The 17,449-nt window shown below is 73.2% G+C and carries 13 protein-coding genes; 10 read left to right on the plus strand and 3 right to left on the minus strand.

Annotation, left to right across the window (positions count from 1 at the left end; genetic code table 11):
* Positions 1–179 precede the first annotated feature (179 nt).
* Together ACIF8S_RS14325 and ACIF8S_RS14330 are read right to left on the minus strand one after the other, a co-directional pair.
* The gene (locus ACIF8S_RS14325; protein ID WP_399999396.1) at positions 180–1,808 is read right to left on the minus strand and encodes a penicillin-binding transpeptidase domain-containing protein; all 1,629 of its coding nucleotides are present in this window, start codon (positions 1,806–1,808) and stop codon (positions 180–182) included.
* Positions 1,809–1,976: 168 nt separating this feature from the next.
* Positions 1,977–3,611, minus strand: coding sequence for a penicillin-binding transpeptidase domain-containing protein (locus tag ACIF8S_RS14330; RefSeq protein WP_399999397.1), 1,635 nt, complete (start codon positions 3,609–3,611; stop codon positions 1,977–1,979).
* Positions 3,612–3,824: 213 nt separating this feature from the next.
* Between ACIF8S_RS14330 and ACIF8S_RS14335 the strand changes: the two genes are divergently transcribed.
* Both ACIF8S_RS14335 and ACIF8S_RS14340 read left to right on the plus strand, forming a co-directional pair.
* Entirely contained in the window at positions 3,825–5,195 is a 1,371-nt protein-coding gene (locus ACIF8S_RS14335; RefSeq protein ID WP_399999398.1) for a hypothetical protein, read from the plus strand.
* A complete protein-coding gene (locus ACIF8S_RS14340; RefSeq protein ID WP_399999400.1) occupies positions 5,185–5,739 on the plus strand; it encodes an NUDIX hydrolase in 555 nt (184 codons plus the stop codon). The genes ACIF8S_RS14335 and ACIF8S_RS14340 overlap by 11 nt, the downstream gene beginning before the upstream one ends.
* 92 nt (positions 5,740–5,831) lie before the next feature.
* Here ACIF8S_RS14340 and ACIF8S_RS14345 read toward each other — a convergent pair whose 3' ends face one another.
* Positions 5,832–7,577: a dolichyl-phosphate-mannose--protein mannosyltransferase gene (locus ACIF8S_RS14345; RefSeq protein WP_399999402.1), complete on the minus strand. Its 1,746-nt coding sequence runs from the start codon at positions 7,575–7,577 to the stop codon at positions 5,832–5,834.
* An 85-nt stretch (positions 7,578–7,662) separates the two neighbouring features.
* On the opposite strand from ACIF8S_RS14345, the gene rsmI reads away from it, so the two are divergent.
* From rsmI to ACIF8S_RS14385, 8 genes are all read left to right on the plus strand, one after another.
* Positions 7,663–8,529: a 16S rRNA (cytidine(1402)-2'-O)-methyltransferase gene (gene rsmI / locus ACIF8S_RS14350; RefSeq protein WP_399999403.1), complete on the plus strand. Its 867-nt coding sequence runs from the start codon at positions 7,663–7,665 to the stop codon at positions 8,527–8,529.
* Between the two features lie 272 nt (positions 8,530–8,801).
* On the plus strand, positions 8,802–9,164 hold the full coding sequence (locus tag ACIF8S_RS14355; protein ID WP_399999404.1) for a hypothetical protein: 363 nt from the start codon (positions 8,802–8,804) through the stop codon (positions 9,162–9,164).
* Positions 9,165–9,174: 10 nt separating this feature from the next.
* Complete coding sequence (locus ACIF8S_RS14360; protein WP_399999405.1) at positions 9,175–10,086, plus strand: TatD family hydrolase; 912 nt, start codon at positions 9,175–9,177, stop codon at positions 10,084–10,086.
* A gap of 114 nt (positions 10,087–10,200) precedes the next feature.
* Positions 10,201–11,460, plus strand: coding sequence for a ubiquitin-like domain-containing protein (locus ACIF8S_RS14365; RefSeq protein WP_399999407.1), 1,260 nt, complete (start codon positions 10,201–10,203; stop codon positions 11,458–11,460).
* Positions 11,461–11,620: 160 nt separating this feature from the next.
* Positions 11,621–12,508 carry a 16S rRNA (adenine(1518)-N(6)/adenine(1519)-N(6))-dimethyltransferase RsmA gene (gene rsmA, locus ACIF8S_RS14370; protein WP_399999408.1) on the plus strand — a complete coding sequence of 296 codons (888 nt, stop codon included), beginning with the start codon at positions 11,621–11,623 and terminating at the stop codon, positions 12,506–12,508.
* Complete coding sequence (locus tag ACIF8S_RS14375; RefSeq protein ID WP_399999410.1) at positions 12,505–13,401, plus strand: 4-(cytidine 5'-diphospho)-2-C-methyl-D-erythritol kinase; 897 nt, start codon at positions 12,505–12,507, stop codon at positions 13,399–13,401. The genes rsmA and ACIF8S_RS14375 overlap by 4 nt, the downstream gene beginning before the upstream one ends.
* Positions 13,402–13,539: 138 nt before the next feature.
* Positions 13,540–15,360 carry an ABC-F family ATP-binding cassette domain-containing protein gene (locus ACIF8S_RS14380; RefSeq protein WP_399999412.1) on the plus strand — a complete coding sequence of 607 codons (1,821 nt, stop codon included), beginning with the start codon at positions 13,540–13,542 and terminating at the stop codon, positions 15,358–15,360.
* Positions 15,361–15,604: 244 nt separating this feature from the next.
* Entirely contained in the window at positions 15,605–17,398 is a 1,794-nt protein-coding gene (locus tag ACIF8S_RS14385; protein WP_399999414.1) for a PQQ-binding-like beta-propeller repeat protein, read from the plus strand.
* Positions 17,399–17,449: the final 51 nt, after the last annotated feature.

The following is a 17,449-nucleotide window of genomic DNA, read 5'->3' on the forward strand; positions in this document are numbered from 1 at the left end:
GCTGAGCCCTCAGGGCTCACCGGCCCGCACTGAGCCCTGAGGCTCCCCGGCCCGGCGGGTCTGACCGAGCCCGAGGCTCCTCCCCCGGCGGGTCTGACCGAGCCCGAGGCTCCTCCCCCGGCGGGTCCGACCTGGCCCGACGCTCCCCCGGCCGGTCCCCGACCGAGCCGGGGGTTTGCTCAGCTGCCGGCCTTCAGCAGGGCCGCCACGATCGGGCCCGCGGTCGAGCCGCCGTGGCCGGCGGCCTGCACCACACCCGCCGCCGCCAGGTCACCGGCGTACGCGGTGAACCAGCCGTTGGGCTTCTTCTGGTTGTCGACCTCCGCCGACCCCGTCTTGGCGCCCCGGTCACCGCCGACCCCGGCCATCGCCTCCGCGGCGGTGCCGGCCGACGCGGTGTAGGACATCAGATCCCGCAGCTGCGCGAGCGTGTCCGCGGACAGCGTGCGCGGAGCCGTCGCCAGCTGCCGCCCGTCGACCTCCGGCGACACCAGGTACGGCTGGTGGAACACCCCCGCCTTGACCGTCGCCGACACCGACGCCATGTTCAGCGGGTTCATCCGCACCCCGCCCTGGCCGATCAGGGACGCGGCCATCGGGGCCTTGGACTGCACCGGCACCGAGCCGTCGAACGTCGGCACCCCGACCTGCCAGTCGTTCTTCCCCAGCCCGAACACGTCCTGCGCCTGCCGGGTCAGGTCGTCGTCCTCCAGCTCCGGGGCCTGGCTGATGAAGGCGGTGTTGCAGGAGCGGGCGAAGCTCGCCTTGAACGTGCCGTCCTTGATCTGGAACTTGTCGTCGTTCTGGAACTTCCAGCCGCCGTAGCTGAAGTACTTGGGGCACGGGTGCTTCTCGTCGGCGGACGCCAGCCCCTTCTCGATCAGCAGCGAGGAGGTGATCACCTTCATGGTGGAACCCGGGGCCAGCGACCCCTGGAAGGCGACGTTGAAGCCGCGCGAGGAGTTCGCCGCCGCGAGTATCTCGCCGGTCGAGGCGCGCAGCACCACCACCGACGCCTTCGGCTTCTTCGCCACCTGCGCCTCGGCGGCGGCCTGGAGGGACGGGTTCAGCGTGGTCCTCACCGTGCCCGGCGTGCCCTCGCTCAGCTCCAGCAGGGTCGTGTCGGACAGCTCCGCCTTCTTCGACTCCTCGCCGCGCACCACGCGCAGCTCGACGCCCGCCTTGCCGCCCGCCTTGTCGCCGTACTTCTCGCGCAGCCCGTCCAGCACGGAGCCGAGGGAGGGGTACTTCGCGGTGGTCAGCTCGCCGCCGTCGCGGTCCAGCGCCTTCACCGGCGGTGTGCCCGCCTCGCCGGTGACCAGCTTGTCGCCCGCCCTCAGCTCCGGGTGCAGCACCGACGGCCGCCAGTCGACGCGCGGCTCGCCGTCCCCGGCCCGGCGCACCACGGTCAGCGTGCTGTCGTACGCCAGCGGCTTCGTCAGCTGCTCGTACGACACCGTGCCCTTGACGGAGAAGGTGACCGTCCCCTCGGCGGGCGCCCCCGGGGTGAGGGTGAGGTCCCGGAGGCGGGCGTCCTTGGCGTACGAGGTGAGCAGCGCCGTGGCGGCCCGCGGGTCGTCGGTCGCGGCGGCGGCCTGGCCGACCTTGCCCGCCTGCCAGGCGGTGAGGAAGTTCCGGGCCGCGGTGGTGACCTCACCGGCCGACAGCGGCCCGGTCTTGACGGTCTCCGCCTGCGTGGACGCCTGCCCCTTGCCGTCCTCCCCGGCCCCGCCGACGAGTGCGTACGCGCCGAGACCGGCACCCCCCGCGACCACGACCATCGCTGCGCCGAGCACGGCCGGCTTCATCCTTCGCCGGTCCGCGGCGCGCCCTCTGTTCCCCACTGCTGTCCGTTCCTCCGTCGCCCGCCCCGGCCCCCCGCGGCCCGCGTGGCTCTCATTCGAGTCAAGGCCCCCTCGGCGCGGGTACGCCGAGGTCGGCCCCCACCTTAAAGTCCCGCCGGCCGGGCGCTGCGCTCAGCCGCCCGCCCGTAGCACGGCTGCGACAATCGGGCCGGCCGCGTCGCCGCCGTGGCCGCCCTGCTGCGCCATGGCGGCCGCCGCGACGTCGTTGCGGAAGCCGGTGAACCAACTGTCCGAGGTGGCCTTCCCGTCGACCTCCGCGGAACCGGTCTTCGCGCCGATGTCCCCGCCCAGACCGGACATCGCCTTCTGGCCGGTGCCCTGGGTGGCGGTGAGCCGCATCATCTCCTTGAGCTGCGCGGCGGTGTCCCCCGACAGGCCCTTGGCCTGCGCCAGCTCCCGGCCGTCGAGGTCGGGCGAGACCAGGTACGGCTGGCGGAAGGTGCCGGTGATGGCGGTGGCCGTCACGGACGCCATGTTCAGCGGGTTCATCTGCACCTGGCCCTGGCCGATGGCGTTCGCCGCGCGGTCCGGGCCACCGGAGGCCGGCACGCTGCCGTCGAAGGAGGCGATGCCGGTCTTCCAGTCGTCCCGGCCGAGACCGAACCGCTCCTGCGCCTCCTGGGTGAGCGAGGCGTCGCTGAGCGGCTTCTCGTCGATCAGCTTGATGAACGCCGTGTTGCAGGAGCGCAGGAAGCTGTTGGCGAGGCTGGCGCCCTCGTTCGGCTCCATACCGGTGAGGTTCTTGAAGGTCTGGCTCTGCCAGGTGGCGGTGTCCGTGCAGGGCGCGGGGCCGTTCATGGAGGTCACGCCGTTGTCGATGAGCATCGCGGCGGTGATGATCTTCATGGTGGAGCCGGGGGCGACCTGCCCCTGGAACGCCGCGTTGAAGCCGTCGTCACGGTGGTTGGCCACCGCCAGCACCTCGCCCGTACTGGGTTTCACGGCCACCACCGAGGACTCGGGGTACGCCTTCACCGCCTTCTCGGCCGCCGCCTGCACCCCGGCGCTGAGCGTGGTGCGCAGCTTGCCCGCCTTGCCCTCGGCGAGGGTGAGCAGCGGGGTGTCCGCCTCCTCGTTCGCGTGCCGGATCGACAGCTCGACGGCGGAGGTGCCGCCCGCCTTGTCGCCGTACTTCTGCCGCAGGATGTCCAGGACGGGGCCGAGGGAGGGGTACTTCTCCTTCGTCAGCACGGTGCCGTCGCGGTCCACCGCCTCGATGGGCGGCTGCGCGGACTCGCCGGTCACGAGCGTGTCGCCCTCCCGCAGGTCCGGGTGCACGACGGACGGCTCCCAGTCGACCAGCGCCCGCCCGGTGGTCTGTCCGCGGACGACCGTCACGCTGCTGGTGTAGCGCAGCGGCTTGGAGGCGCCGTCGAGGGAGACGGTCGCCTTCACGGTGAACGGCACGACGGTGCCGCGCGGGGTGCCGGGCGTGATGTCGACCCGGCCGATCCGCGCCTCCTCGCCGTACGCGGTCAGCAGCGCGCCGGACGCCTGCGCGTTGTTCGTGTACGAGGCGGCCTCGGTCGCCTGCCCCTTCTCCCAGGCGCCGAAGAACGCCTCGGTGGTCTCGCGGACCTCGTCCTTGTCCGGCGGCCCCGACTTCGGCGTGTCCGCCGCACTGGAGCCGCCCCCGCCGCCTCCTCCGCCGATCGCCGAGACGATGTTGTACGCCCCGTACCCGGCTCCGCCGACCATCACGGCGAATATGCCGCCGACGACGGCGACCTTGACCCCCTTGCCCATCGGGCGATCCCTCCCCCGGCCGGACCCCACGCCATCTGAACGTGTTCAAAAGCCCGGCGCGCCCTGAACTCTATGCGCTGGGGATACCCAAAGGGCAGGCTGTTTCCGTTTGTTGTCCGAACGGAGACCGTCCCCGACGGTCGATCCGACCCGCCGCATGTGCTGAACTCACTGCTGTCCGCGCACATTCGACGTCACAGAAAGGGCCGGCACATGACCGCGGTCCTCAGCACGGAATGGGACAGCGTACGGCAGCGAGCCAGGCTGAGCGCTCGGTCGGCCGGGCCCTCCGCCCCGGTGGAACGCCTGCCCGAACTCATGCGGGCCGAGACACTCGGCCGGCTGCGCTGGGAGATCATCCAGGGCGGTGCCCTGTTCCTGACCTATCCCCAACTGCTCGACGGTGCCGCCTTCGCCGCACTTCGGCCCGCAGCACTTCTCGACGAGCTGGCGATCCGGGCGATCGGCGGCGGCGCGGTCCTGCCCGTCCGGGTCAACGCCCGGGACGCGGACCTGGCCGGCCAGCTGATCGCGATGCTCTCGACCGGTTTCCTCTTCTCGTCTCTCCCGATACCCGACGAACAGTGCCTGCTGCTGCAACGGGAGCTGGCCGCCCACGCGGACGCCGAGGCCGCGGCCGCGGCACTCGCCACGGAGGGATGGGCCGGCGCGGCGGAGCGCCTGCTGGCGGCCACCGGTGTCCTCGACACACCGCTGCGGCGCCGCACCGTCGCGCGATGGGGCGAATGGCTGGAAGCCGCGGAACGCGGTCAGCTCGAGGTCAGCCCTCTGACACCGGCCGACTACGCGACGGCGTACGCCCTGTGCCCTCCGCCGGGTCCGCAGGACGTGACCAGCGACGAGGGGCGTGCGGTGCTCACCGCCTGGACGAGCGGGGAACTCGACGTGGACGGCATGCCCAGCCGCAGTCGCCTGCACGGCAGCCTCGCCGCTCTCCGACGCTCCGGGGATCCGTTGGCGCGAGCGGACGCGCGGACATTGCGTGAGGCCTTCGACGAGACGTACTACCGGGCGATCGCAGTGGGCGAGGGCTGTCTGCTCGGGTTGTCCTCACCGCGACGCGGGGTCAGGCGCCGCGACGCCGCACCGCTCGCCGAGCAGACGCCGGTCGTGATGTACCCGACCCGGTTCGAACTGAGACTGGGCTCGATGAGCAGCGGGGAATGGCAGCGCTACACGGACGACGCGGCCGATGCCCTCACCCGCTGGTGGCACCGGCGTGATCTCGAAGCGCTGCAGGAGGTGGGCGACCTGCTCGGAGAGCGAACCAAGGAGCCACCGTCCGGCGGCAGGGACGAGGTGCCGGTGACCCGTCTCCAGCGCTTCGCGCACAGCACCCGGGGGATCACCGTCCAGATGGCCGCCGGAGGCGGTATGAGCTGGGCGACCAGTCTGCTCGGCCAGGACACCGTCGGCGTGCTCGCCGGTGGCGCCGGGGGAGTGCTCGCCCCGGTGGTCGTCGCGGCCGTCACCGCCGGAGTGAACCGCCTGACCGACTTCCGGGGGCGGTATGACGTCGTGGAGATCCCCGGGGTGCTGGGAGGAGGACCCGATGGACGCTGAGGCACCGCGCACACACACCCGTACGGCGTACACCGATGCCGACGGCGGGCGGTGGTGCGAGGTCCATGTCGACACCTACCGCCTGCGCTCCGGCGCCGAGACGGTCCGGCACCGCATCCGCGTCGGCGGCGGCCGTACCGGTGTCGTGGTGGTGGCCCGATGCGGCGACGACGTCCTGCTGGTCCGCCAGTGGCGCCCGGCGATCGGCCGGTGGGCCTGGGAACTTCCACGAGGCTTCGGTGAAACCGACCCCGCCTCGGACGCACTGCGCGAACTGGCCGAGGAGACAGGCCTGACCGGCTCCACGGCGACCGTGCTGACGTACCTGGACGTCGACTCCGGCATGCTGGAGAGCGAGGTCGCCGTCGTCGAGGTCCTGGTGCGGAAGGACGCCCCCCTCCGCCCCGACTGGGCGGGCGACGGCGAGATCGCCCAGGCGCGCTGGTGGAGTCCGCACGACATCGCCACGGCGATCCGCGCGGGAGAGCTACGGGACGGCTTCACACTCGCGGCACTCGGGGCATCCCACGCGACGCGTCACTAGCCGGCGGTATCGGCGTCACGGCTGACGCCGATACCGATACCGATACCGGGACCGGGGCGCCGGCGGGTGTCCGCAGGCGCCCCGGCCCGTCGCTAGACCCACGTGTCCAGCCACATCCGCGACCGCCAGTCCTCGATCGGGATGGGCGTGCCCGTGTAGATCGGCCAGAAGTAGATGAAGTTCCAGATGATCAGGAGGGTCACCACGCCCGCCGCCGTCGCGCCCGCCACGCGGCGGGTGTCGGTCGAGCGGCGCGGGCCGACGACCGCGCCCAGCAGCATCGCCACCGCCAGGCAGAGGAACGGCAGGAAGACGATCGCGTAGAAGTAGAAGATCGTCCGTTCCTGGTACAGGAACCAGGGGGCGTACCCCGCGGCGATGCCGCAGGCGATCGCGCCCGCCCGCCAGTCGCGGCGGAAGAACCAGCGCCACAGCACGTACAGCAGGGCCAGGCAGCCCACCCACCACAGCAGCGGGGTGCCGATGGCCAGCACCTCCTGCGCGCACTTCTCACCCGCGTCCGTCGGGCAGCCGTCCACACCGGGCGCCGGGGACTCGTAGAAGTACGACACCGGCCGGCCGGTGACGATCCAGCTCCACGGGTTGGACTCGTACGTGTGCGGCGAGGACAGGCCGACGTGGAAGTCGTACACCTGGTTCTCGTAGTGCCACAGGCTGCGCCACCAGTCGGGGAACAGCCACGACCAGTCGCTGCGCCGGCCGTCGCGGGTCGCCCAGTCGCGGTAGTAGCCGCCGCTGCCGTCGGACGGCGAGAGGAACCAGCCGATCCAGGACGCGAAGTAGGTGGCCACCGCCACCGGCACCGTCGACAGGAACGCCCAGCCCAGGTCCCGCTTCAGCACCGCCAGCCGGGGCCGGGCGGCGCCCGCGACCCGGCGCGCGCCGACGTCCCACAGCACCGACATCACACAGAACGCGGCCATGATGTACAGGCCGTTCCACTTGGTGCCGATGGCCAGGCCCAGCATCAGGCCGGCCGCGAGACGCCAGGGACGGAAACCGATCCGCACGCTCTCGGCGATCCCCGCGTCGGGGCGCGCCCGCCCGTCCGGCCCCACCGGCAGCGCGGCCGCCAGTTTCGCGCGGGCCTTGTCCCGGTCGATCAGCAGGCAGCCGAACGCCGCCAGCACGAAGAACATCAGCACGCCGTCGAGCAGCGCGGTGCGGCTCATCACGAAGTGCAGCCCGTCCACCGCCATCAGCGCACCCGCGAGACAGCCGAGGAAGGTGGAACGGAACAGCCGCCGCCCGATCCGGCACAGCATCAGCACGGACAGCGTGCCGAGCAGCGCCGTCATGAACCGCCAGCCGAACGGGTCGAAGCCGAAGATCAGCTCGCCCAGTCCGATGACGTACTTGCCGACCGGCGGATGGACGACGTACGCCGCGTCCGTGGGGATCGGGACGTTGCCGCCCGAGTCCAGGACGAGCCGGTTGACCTCCTTGTCCCAGTTGACCTCGAAGCCGCGGTGGACGAGCGCCCACGCGTCCTTGGCGTAGTACGTCTCGTCGAATATCACCGCCTTGGGGTGGCCCAGGTTCCAGAACCGCAGCACGCCCGCCACCAGCGTCACCAGCAGCGGGCCGCCCCACCCCGACCAGCGGACGAGGCGGTCGGCGAGCACCGGCGGCACGCCGAGCGTCTTCCACAGCCGGCCCGACGGCTCGGTGTACGGCGGGACCAGGCGGTCGCGGACGTCGCCTCTGGGGCCGGACGTCCGGTAGCCGAAACGCCGCAGCCGCTGCTGCCACGTCTGCCGTTGCTCGTGCGGCGGCTGCTCCTGCCGGGTGTCCGTGGAGGACGCGGTACTGGTCACCGCGCCATCGTAGGGAACGGCGCTGTGTGAGTCCCGCGCATGGGCGGTATGCCCCGCGTCCGTCGGCTCCTGGGAGGATGGGCGGGTGACCGGAACCCTCGTACTCGCAGGCACCCCCATCGGCGACATCTCCGACGCGCCGCCCCGGCTCGCCGAGGAACTCGCCGGCGCCGACGTCGTCGCCGCCGAGGACACCCGGCGGCTGCGCCGGCTGACCCAGGCGCTCGGCGTCACGCCCAAGGGCCGCGTGGTGTCGTACTTCGAGGGCAACGAGTCCGCGCGGACGCCCGAGCTGGTCGAGGAGCTGGCGGGCGGCGCGCGCGTGCTGCTGGTCACGGACGCGGGCATGCCGTCCGTGTCCGACCCCGGCTACCGGCTGGTCGCCGCGGCCGTCGAACGGGACGTCAAGGTCACCGCGGTGCCGGGACCGTCCGCCGTGCTCACCGCGCTCGCCCTGTCCGGGCTGCCCGTGGACCGCTTCTGCTTCGAGGGGTTCCTGCCCCGCAAGGCCGGCGAGCGGCTGGGACGGCTGCGCGAGGTCGCGGACGAGCGCCGCACCCTCGTCTACTTCGAGGCCCCGCACCGCCTCGACGACACCCTCGCCGCGATGGCCGAGGTGTTCGGCGGCGAGCGCCGGGCCGCCGTCTGCCGTGAGCTGACCAAGACGTACGAGGAGATCAAGCGCGGCCCGCTCGCCGAGCTGGCGGCATGGGCGGCCGAGGGCGTGCGCGGGGAGATCACCGTGGTCGTCGAGGGCGCGCCCGAGAAGGGCCCCGAGGAGATCGACGACGCCGAGCTGGTGCGCCGGGTGCGGGTGCGCGAGGAGGCGGGGGAGCGGCGCAAGGAGGCCATCGCGGCGGTCGCGGCGGAGGCCGGGCTGCCCAAGCGGCAGGTGTTCGACGCGGTCGTCGCGGCCAAGAACGCCGACGGCCGGGGCGCCTCGGAGCGCTGACGCGGGCCGCCCGGGAGGGTGACGCGGAGCGCCCGGGAGGGTGACGCAGGGCGCCCGGGAGCGCTGACGCGGGGCGCGGGGGAGCGCTGGAGCCCGGCGCCTGTGCCGCGCGAACCCGGGCGTTGGCAAAGAGCTCGGGGCATTGTGGCAATCCACGGCCAAATCGGTGCCAATACTGCGTCCGCGCTCGTGTGTTCACGGTCCGCGAGGAGTCCACTGGTCGGTGGGGGCGGACGCGGGTCCGTCCCGTCAGCGGACCGACGGGAGCCGGCATGACCGAGATCTCCGGGCAGGGCGGACTGCGCGCGGGCGCCACCGCCGTGGTCACCGAGGCGTACGCGTTCGCCTGCATGCGCTGCGGGTACGGCTGGGAGCAGTCGTACGAGATAGAGCACCACACCGACGGCGACGGCCGGACCTTCGTGCTGTACGTGGCGGACGGCCGCATCGTGCCCTCCCCGCTGAACCGGCCCACCTGCCACAGCTGCGACGGGCACCTCGTACGGATCCTCCGCCCGGGCCGCGTCGACTCCGCCCGCGACGCCGCCCACCGCGACCGCCGGGTGCCCGCCGCCGGCCCCGTCGAGGCCCCCTGGACCCCGGACACCTCGGAGGGCACCGCGTCGCTTCCGTAGGATCGGAGGCATGCCTGCCAACGACCCCGGCAAGAACGCCGCGCCGCCGCTCCCGGAGCCCCTGCGGGTGCCGGTCGCGGACTCCCACACCCACCTCGACATGCAGTCCGGCACGGTCGAGGAGGCACTCGCCAAGGCCGCGTCGGTGGGGGTGACGACCGTGGTGCAGGTCGGCTGCGACCTCAAGGGGTCCCGGTGGGCGGCGGACACGGCGGCGGCGTACGACGCCGTCCACGCGACGGTCGCCCTGCACCCCAATGAGGCGCCCCGGATCGTGCTCGGCGACCCTGGGGGCACCTCCCAGCCCTCTGTGGCTGGGGGAGGCTGGTCGCGGCAGGGGGCCCGCGAGCCCGGCGGGGACGCGGCGCTGGACGAGGCGCTCGCCGAGATCGACCGGCTGGCCGCGCTGCCGCAGGTCAAGGGCGTCGGCGAGACCGGTCTCGACCACTTCCGCACCGGCGAGGAGGGCAAGGAGGCGCAGGAGCAATCCTTCCGCGCCCACATCGAGATCGCCAAGCGGCACGGCAAGACCCTGGTGATCCACGACCGCGACGCCCACGCCGACGTGCTGCGTGTGCTCAAGGAGGAGGGCGCCCCCGAGCGCACCGTCTTCCACTGCTACTCCGGCGACGCCGAGATGGCGGAGGTCTGCGCCCGCGCCGGCTACTACATGTCCTTCGCCGGCAACGTCACCTTCAAGAACGCGCAGAACCTGCGGGACGCCCTCGCCGTCGCCCCGCCGGAGCTGGTGCTGGTGGAGACCGACGCGCCGTTCCTCACCCCCGTGCCCTACCGCGGCCGGCCCAACGCCCCCTACCTGGTGCCGGTCACGGTGCGTGCCATGGCCGCCGTCCGGGGCGTCGACGAGGACACCCTGGCCACCGCGCTGGCCGCCAACACGGCCCGCGCCTTCGGCTACTGACGGCCCCGCACCTCGCACACGTTCCGTAGTCGTGTCGCTTGGGAGAGTCACCGGCGCTCGGCTAGGTTCTGGGAGCCCCATCGGGACCCCTGGCCAGCCCTGGAGCGTGTCGGCGTGAGCACCACCCTGCGGTTCGAGACGTACGAGAAGACGTGCCCGACGCATGCCGTGTGCGGCGGGATCCACGAGGCGGAGACCGTGCCCGCCCTGCCCCGCCGCGCGCCCGCCCCCGTGCCGCCCCGGCGGTCCGCGCACCGGCGCCCCGGCCGGTACGCCGAGCGGGCCGACGCCGCCCGCCGGCTGCTGCCCAGGGCACTGGTCGTCGCGTTCCTCGCGGGCGGCACCACCGCCTTCGTGGCCGAGGACAAGGCCGTCGAGCTGAACGTCGACGGCCGGCCCCGCACCCTGCACACCTTCGCCGACGACGTCACCGCGCTCCTCGCCGAGGAGGGCGTGCGCACCGGGCCGTACGACGAAATCGTCCCCGCCCCCGGCACCGCACTGGAGGACGGCGACGCGATCGAGGTGCGGCACGCCCGCCCCCTGCTGCTCACCCTCGACGGCACCCGCCAGGAGGTGTGGACGACCGCGGAGACGGTGCGCGAGGCGCTGGAGCGGATCGGCGTGCGGGTGTCCGGCGCCCACCTGTCGGTGCCGCCCGGCCGGCACATCGGACCGGCGGGGCTCGCCCTGGACGTCCGCACCGAACGCGCGGTGACCGTGCTGGCCGACGGGCGGGCCCGCACGGTCCGCACCAACGCCGCGACCGTGCGCGAGGCCGTGACGCAGGCCGGGGTCACCCTGCGCGGCCGGGACACCACCTCCGTCGCCCCCGGGAGCTTCCCGCGGGACGGGCAGACCGTCACCGTGCTGCGCATCACCGACGGCACGGAGGTCCGCGACGAGGCGATCCCGTTCACCGAGGTGCGCGTCGAGGACCCCGCGCTCACCCGGGGCGCCGAGGTCGTCGACCGCCCGGGACGGCCGGGCCTGCGCCGCCTCACCTACGCGCAGCGCACCGTCAACGGGGTCCGGCAGAAGCCGCGGCTGCTGGGCACCGAGGTGGTACGCGAACCGCTGCCGCGGCGGGTACGGGTCGGCACCCGGCCGGTGCCGCTGTCGGTGCGGGGCGCGGACGCGCTGGACTGGGACGCGCTGGCGCGGTGCGAGTCCGGCGGCCGGCCCGGCGCGACCGACCCCTCGGGCACCTACGGCGGGCTGTACCAGTTCGACACCCGGACCTGGCAGGACCTCGGCGGCACCGGCCGCCCCCAGGACGCGCCCGCCGCCGAGCAGACGTACCGCGCCAAGAAGCTGTACGTCCGCAGCGGCGCCGCGGCCTGGCCGCACTGCGGTACCCGGCTGGAGGGCTGACGGCGGCGCGGGGTGGCAGCCGGGTCCTCCCTCGCCGCGGGGTGACGGCCCGGCCCTCCTTCACCGCCGGGGGTGGCGGCCCGGCACCCCCGCACCGCCCGGGCGCCGGCCGGCACCCGGGGTGACCGGGGCGGACCCGTGAGCCCCGTACCCTTGTCCCGTGACCAGCCCCACCCCCGACGCCCTCCTGGGCCCCGCCGACGTCCGCGAACTGGCGGCCGCCCTCGGCGTACGGCCCACCAAGCAGCGCGGCCAGAACTTCGTCATCGACGCCAACACGGTCCGCCGTATCGTGCGCACCGCCGAGGTCCGCCCCGACGACGTGGTCGTCGAGGTCGGCCCCGGGCTCGGCTCGCTCACCCTGGCCCTGCTGGAGGCCGCCGACCGGGTCACCGCCGTCGAGATCGACGACGTGCTGGCCGCCGCGCTGCCCGCCACCGTCGCCGCCCGCATGCCGGAGCGCGCCGACCGGTTCGCGCTGGTCCACTCCGACGCCATGCACGTCGCCGAGCTGCCCGGCCCGGCGCCGACCGCGCTGGTCGCCAACCTGCCGTACAACGTCGCCGTCCCGGTGCTGTTGCACATGCTCGAGACCTTCCCGAGCATCGAGCGCACCCTGGTGATGGTCCAGTCCGAGGTCGCCGACCGGCTCGCCGCCGCCCCCGGCTCGAAGGTGTACGGCGTGCCCTCGGTCAAGGCCAACTGGTACGCCGAGGTGAAGCGGTCCGGGGCCATCGGCCGCACCGTCTTCTGGCCCGCGCCGAACGTCGACAGCGGCCTGGTGTCGCTGGTGCGGCGCGCGGAGCCGCTGAAGACCACCGCCACCCGGCGCGAGGTGTTCGCCGTCGTCGACGCGGCCTTCGCCCAGCGCCGCAAGACGCTGCGCGCCGCGCTCGCCGGATGGGCCGGCTCGGCCGCCGCCGCCGAGACGGCGCTGGTCGCGGCGGGTGTCTCGCCGCAGGCGCGGGGCGAGTCGCTGACCGTCGAGGAGTTCGCCCGCATCGCCGAACACAGGGACGCCGGACACAAGGGGCAGGGCCACCAGTGAGCGTCACCGTCCGCGTCCCCGCCAAGGTCAACGTCCAGCTCGCCGTCGGCGCGGCCCGCCCCGACGGCTTCCACGAGCTGGCCAACGTCTTCCTCGCGGTCGGCCTGTACGACGAGGTGACCGCCACCCGGTCGCCGGACGGGCTGCGGATCACCTGCGACGGACCCGACGCCGCCCAGGTGCCCCTGGACCGCACCAACCTCGCCGCGCGCGCCGCCCTGGCCCTCGCCGAGCGGTACGGCCGCACACCGGACGTCCACCTGCACATCGCCAAGGACATCCCCGTCGCCGGCGGCATGGCCGGTGGCAGCGCGGACGGCGCCGGCGCGCTGCTGGCCTGCGACGCGCTCTGGGGGACCGGCGCCGGACGTGAGGAGCTCCTCGACATCTGCGCCGAGCTGGGCAGCGACGTGCCGTTCAGCCTGGTCGGCGGGGCGGCGCTCGGCACCGGCCGGGGCGAGAAGCTGACGGAGCTGGAGGTCGGCGGCACCTTCCACTGGGTGTTCGCGACGGCCACCCGGGGGCTGTCCACGCCCGCGGTGTTCCGCGAGTTCGACCGGCTGGCCGAGGGGCGGGACATCCCCGGCCCGGTGGCGTCGCGGCCCCTGCTCGACGCCCTTGCCAAGGGTGACCCGGACGCCCTCGCCGCCACCGTCACCAACGACCTCCAGCCGGCGGCCCTCTCCCTCTTCCCGGAGCTGACGGACACCCTCGCGGCCGGCCGGGCGGCGGGAGCGCTCGCCGCCCTGGTCTCCGGCTCGGGCCCGACCACGGCCTTCCTGGCCCGCGACGAGAGGGCGGCCGAGAAGATCGCCGCGGAACTCCGCCCCCTGGCCGCCTGCCGCACCGCCCGCACGGCCCCGGGCCCGGTCCCGGGAGCGACCGTCCTCTGAGCCGCCAGCGGCACGGGCCGACGGCGGTCAGTGCGATTCCGATCAGGTCATCACAAGGGTGACCATCTCCTCGCGTCCCGGGCGCCGCCCGGCAGGGCCTACGCTTGAGAACTGATCGATCCACCGGGCAGGAGAGAAATGGCCGTCAATCTGGTCAATGTCGAGAACGTCAGCAAGGTGTACGGGACGCGTGCGCTGCTGGACGGGATTTCGCTCGGCGTCTCGGAAGGGGACCGGATCGGGGTCGTGGGGCGCAACGGCGACGGCAAGACCACGCTGATCCGCATGCTGGCCCGGCTGGAGGAGGCCGACACCGGACGGGTGACGCACTCCGGCGGGCTGCGGCTCGGCGTGCTCACCCAGCACGACTCGCTCGACCCGGACGCCACCGTGCGGCACGAGGTCATCGGCGACATGGCCGACCACGAGTGGGCCGGCAACGCCAAGGTGCGGGACGTGCTCACCGGGCTGTTCGGCGGGCTCGACCTGCCCGGCTTCCCCAAGGGCCTGGACACCGTCATCGGACCGCTGTCCGGCGGTGAGCGCCGCCGCATCGCCCTCGCCAAGCTGCTCATCGAGGAGCAGGACCTGATCGTCCTCGACGAGCCGACCAACCACCTCGACGTCGAGGGCATCGCCTGGCTCGCCGAGCACCTGCGCAACCGCCGGTCCGCGCTCGTCTGCGTCACCCACGACCGGTGGTTCCTCGACCAGGTCTGCACCCGCATGTGGGACGTGCAGCGCGGCGTCGTCCACGAGTACGAGGGCGGTTACTCCGACTACGTCTTCGCCCGCGCGGAACGCGAGCGCATCGCGGCCACCGAGGAGGCCAAGCGGCAGAACCTGGTCCGCAAGGAGCTGGCCTGGCTGCGGCGCGGCGCCCCCGCCCGCACCTCCAAGCCGCGCTTCCGCGTCGAGGCGGCCAACGAGCTGATCGCGGACGTGCCGCCGCCGCGCGACAGCAGCGAACTGATGAAGTTCGCCTCCTCGCGGCTCGGCAAGACGGTGTTCGACCTGGAGGACGTCACCGTCCAGGCCGGGCCGAAGGTGCTGCTGAAGCACGTGACCTGGCAGCTCGGCCCCGGCGACCGCATCGGCCTGGTCGGGGTGAACGGCGCCGGCAAGACGTCCCTGCTGCGGGCGCTCGCCGAGGCCGCCCGCAGCGAGGGCGAGGTGCAGCCCGCGGCGGGCAGCGTCCGCGTGGGCCGGACGGTCAAGCTGGCCTACCTCTCCCAGGAGGTCGCCGAACTCGACCCCGAGCTGCGGGTGCTGCAGGCCGTGCAGCAGGTGCGCGAGCGGGTCGACCTGGGCAAGGGCCGGGAGATGACCGCCGGTCAGCTCTGCGAGACCTTCGGCTTCAACAAGGAGAAGCAGTGGACGCCGGTCGGCGACCTGTCCGGCGGTGAGCGCCGCCGGCTGCAGCTGCTGCGGCTGCTGATGGACGAGCCCAATGTCCTCTTCCTCGACGAGCCCACCAACGACCTCGACATCGAGACCCTCACCCAGCTCGAGGACCTCCTCGACGGCTGGCCCGGCTCCATGATCGTCATCTCCCACGACCGGTTCTTCGTCGAGCGCACCACCGACCGGGTCTTCGCCCTGCTCGGCGACGGCGCCCTGCGGATGCTGCCGCGCGGCATCGAGGAGTACCTGGAGCGGCGCAGGCGCATGGAGGAGGCCGCCGCGGCCTCGGCGTCCTCCGCGGCCCCGGCCGCGGCGTCCCGGTCCGAGGCGCCCGAGAAGAGCGCCGCCGACCAGCGCGCCGCCAAGAAGGAACTGCAGCGGATCGAGCGCCAGCTGGACAAGGTCTCGGCCAGGGAGGCCACCCTGCACGCCGCCATCGCCGAGAACGCGACGGACTTCGCGAAGGTGGCCGAACTGGACGCCGAACTGCGGGACCTGGCAGGTCAGCGCGACGAACTGGAGCTGCGCTGGCTGGAACTCGCCGAGGACGCCTGACCGGCGCGAGGCCCGCGCCGCGCGCCTGCGTGCGGGGAGCGCACGGCGCGTGAAGAGGGCGTGAAGGCACGTAACGGGCGCATCACAGGCCGGTCCTCCCTTGGGAACAGGGGAGGACGCGGCCCGGTGGCGTGTCGGTACCGGGTGATAGAAAGAGCCGTCTGGTAAGTGACCGACGACGACTCTGGGTCATCACGTACCTCAGGGCGTGGCTAAAAATCAGTGAGCAAGGGGGAACGCGCTGATGACTCAGCCGCCCAACCAGCCGCCTCAGGGCGGCTTCGGACCACCGCAGGATCCGCCGCCGGGCGGTGGCTTCGGGCCGCCGCAGACCCCGCCGCAGGGCGCGCCGTCGACCCCGCCGCCCCCGCAGGGGCCGCCGTCCGGCGCTCCGCAGCCCGGGTACGGCTACCCCCAGCAGCCGCCCGCCGGTTACGGCTACCCGGGGCAGCAGCCCGGCCCGTACGGTCAGCCGCAGCAGCCCGGAGCCTACGGTCAGCCGCAGCAGCCCGGACCGTACGGCCGGCCCGGCTACGGCCACCCGCAGCAGCCGCAGTTCCCCGGCGCTCCCGGCACCCCGCCCGGCGGCGGTCCCCGCAACCCCTTCAAGGGCAAGCCCCTGCTGATCGCCGCCGCGGCGGTCGCGGTGGCGCTCGTCGTCGGCGGCACCGTGTGGGCCGTCTCCGGCGGCGACGACACGAAGGACAAGCCGGTCGCCCAGCCGACCGAGGACCCCAAGCCCGGCAAGTCGGACGCCGCCCCGGTCAACCCCGGCGACGGCAGCGGCGACGGCGGCGAGGACCCCGAGGACCTCAACGAGGGCCGCCAGGCCGGTGAGTCCAAGGTGCTCTGGTACAAGGAGGCGCCCGACGCGCCCGGTTCCGGCGCCGACGCCCCCGGCCTGTGGGTCACGGGGAAGACGGCGGTCAAGGCGGCCTACAAGGACGTCTACGCCTACAACGTGAGCGACGGCAAGCCCGCCTGGGACACCATCAGCTTCCCCCACAAGATCTGCGCGGTCACCCCGCAGAAGACGGCCGACGACAAGGTCGTCGTCGCCTACATGAGCAGCAGCAGCGACAGCGCCAAGTGCAACCGGCTCCAGCTTCTCGACCTCACCACCGGTGAGAAGGGCTGGACACAGGAGGTCGCCGACGGCGCCCTGTTCGACTCCGTGCTGTCCATCGAGATGTCCCTCACCGGCAACACGCTGATGGTCGGCCGCTCGCAGTCCGGCACGGCGTACGACGTGCGGAACGGAAGGAAGCTGTTCGACTCCAAGCGGTACGGCGACGCCCCCTGCTTCCCCGCCGCCTTCGCGGGCGGTGAGCGGCTGATCCAGGTCGCGTCCTGCGGCGCCGGCGGCACCAACGAGCACGACGAGGTCCGTGAACTCGACCCGGCGACCGGCAAGGTCAAGTGGACCTACGCGTACCAGAAGGGCTGGAGGGTCGAGCGGGCGTACTCCGTGAACCCGCTGGTCGTCTACGCCACCAAGGAGGAGGACGGCGACAAGAAGGCCTGGAACATCGCCTCCTTCACCGCGGCCGGCAAGCTGCGCTCGCAGGTCTCCGTCGACGAGAAGTTCGACCCCGGCTGCGGCTGGGCCATCCTCGCGCGCGACCTCCAGGGCTGCGACGGCGTCGTCGCCGACGGCGACACCCTCTACCTGCCGACCGCGGCGACCACCGGGGCCAACGAGATCGTCGCCGTCAGCCTCGCCACCGGCAAGGAACTGTGGCGGCAGTCCTCCCCCGTGGAGGAGTCGATGGTCCCGATGAAGGTCGAGAGCGGCAATCTCATCGCGTACGTCGAGCCGTCCTACGACGCGGGCGGCCGCGTGGTGGCCCTGCCGGTGTCCGGCGCGAACCACCAGCCGGTCGTGCTGATGCAGAACCCGCAGGCCGTCGCCGACATCGAGAACGGCTTCTTCAGCAAGGCGATCGACTGGGTCGACGGCCGCTTCTACCTGTCCACCACCCGGCTGACCGGCAATGAGGACGCTAAGGAGAAGTTGATGCTCGCCTACGGCAAGTGAGACCCGTGGGCACCGCTCACGTCACTTCCCCGCCGCCCGTCGTCCCCTTCC

Source organism: Streptomyces sp. NPDC085937 (genome assembly GCF_044540535.1).
In the GTDB taxonomy this organism is placed as follows: Bacteria; Actinomycetota; Actinomycetes; order Streptomycetales; family Streptomycetaceae; genus Streptomyces.

Excerpts from the sequence above, each read along its gene's own strand:
- ACIF8S_RS14340 (WP_399999400.1), top strand. The coding sequence starts at position 5,185 with ATGGACGCTGAGGCACCGCGCACACACACCCGTACGGCGTACACCGAT.
- ACIF8S_RS14380 (WP_399999412.1), top strand. The coding sequence starts at position 13,540 with ATGGCCGTCAATCTGGTCAATGTCGAGAACGTCAGCAAGGTGTACGGG.
- ACIF8S_RS14330 (WP_399999397.1), bottom strand. The coding sequence starts at position 3,611 with ATGGGCAAGGGGGTCAAGGTCGCCGTCGTCGGCGGCATATTCGCCGTG.
- ACIF8S_RS14385 (WP_399999414.1), top strand. The coding sequence starts at position 15,605 with ATGACTCAGCCGCCCAACCAGCCGCCTCAGGGCGGCTTCGGACCACCG.
- ACIF8S_RS14335 (WP_399999398.1), top strand. The coding sequence starts at position 3,825 with ATGACCGCGGTCCTCAGCACGGAATGGGACAGCGTACGGCAGCGAGCC.
- ACIF8S_RS14355 (WP_399999404.1), top strand. The coding sequence starts at position 8,802 with ATGACCGAGATCTCCGGGCAGGGCGGACTGCGCGCGGGCGCCACCGCC.
- ACIF8S_RS14325 (WP_399999396.1), bottom strand. The coding sequence starts at position 1,808 with ATGAAGCCGGCCGTGCTCGGCGCAGCGATGGTCGTGGTCGCGGGGGGT.
- ACIF8S_RS14360 (WP_399999405.1), top strand. The coding sequence starts at position 9,175 with ATGCCTGCCAACGACCCCGGCAAGAACGCCGCGCCGCCGCTCCCGGAG.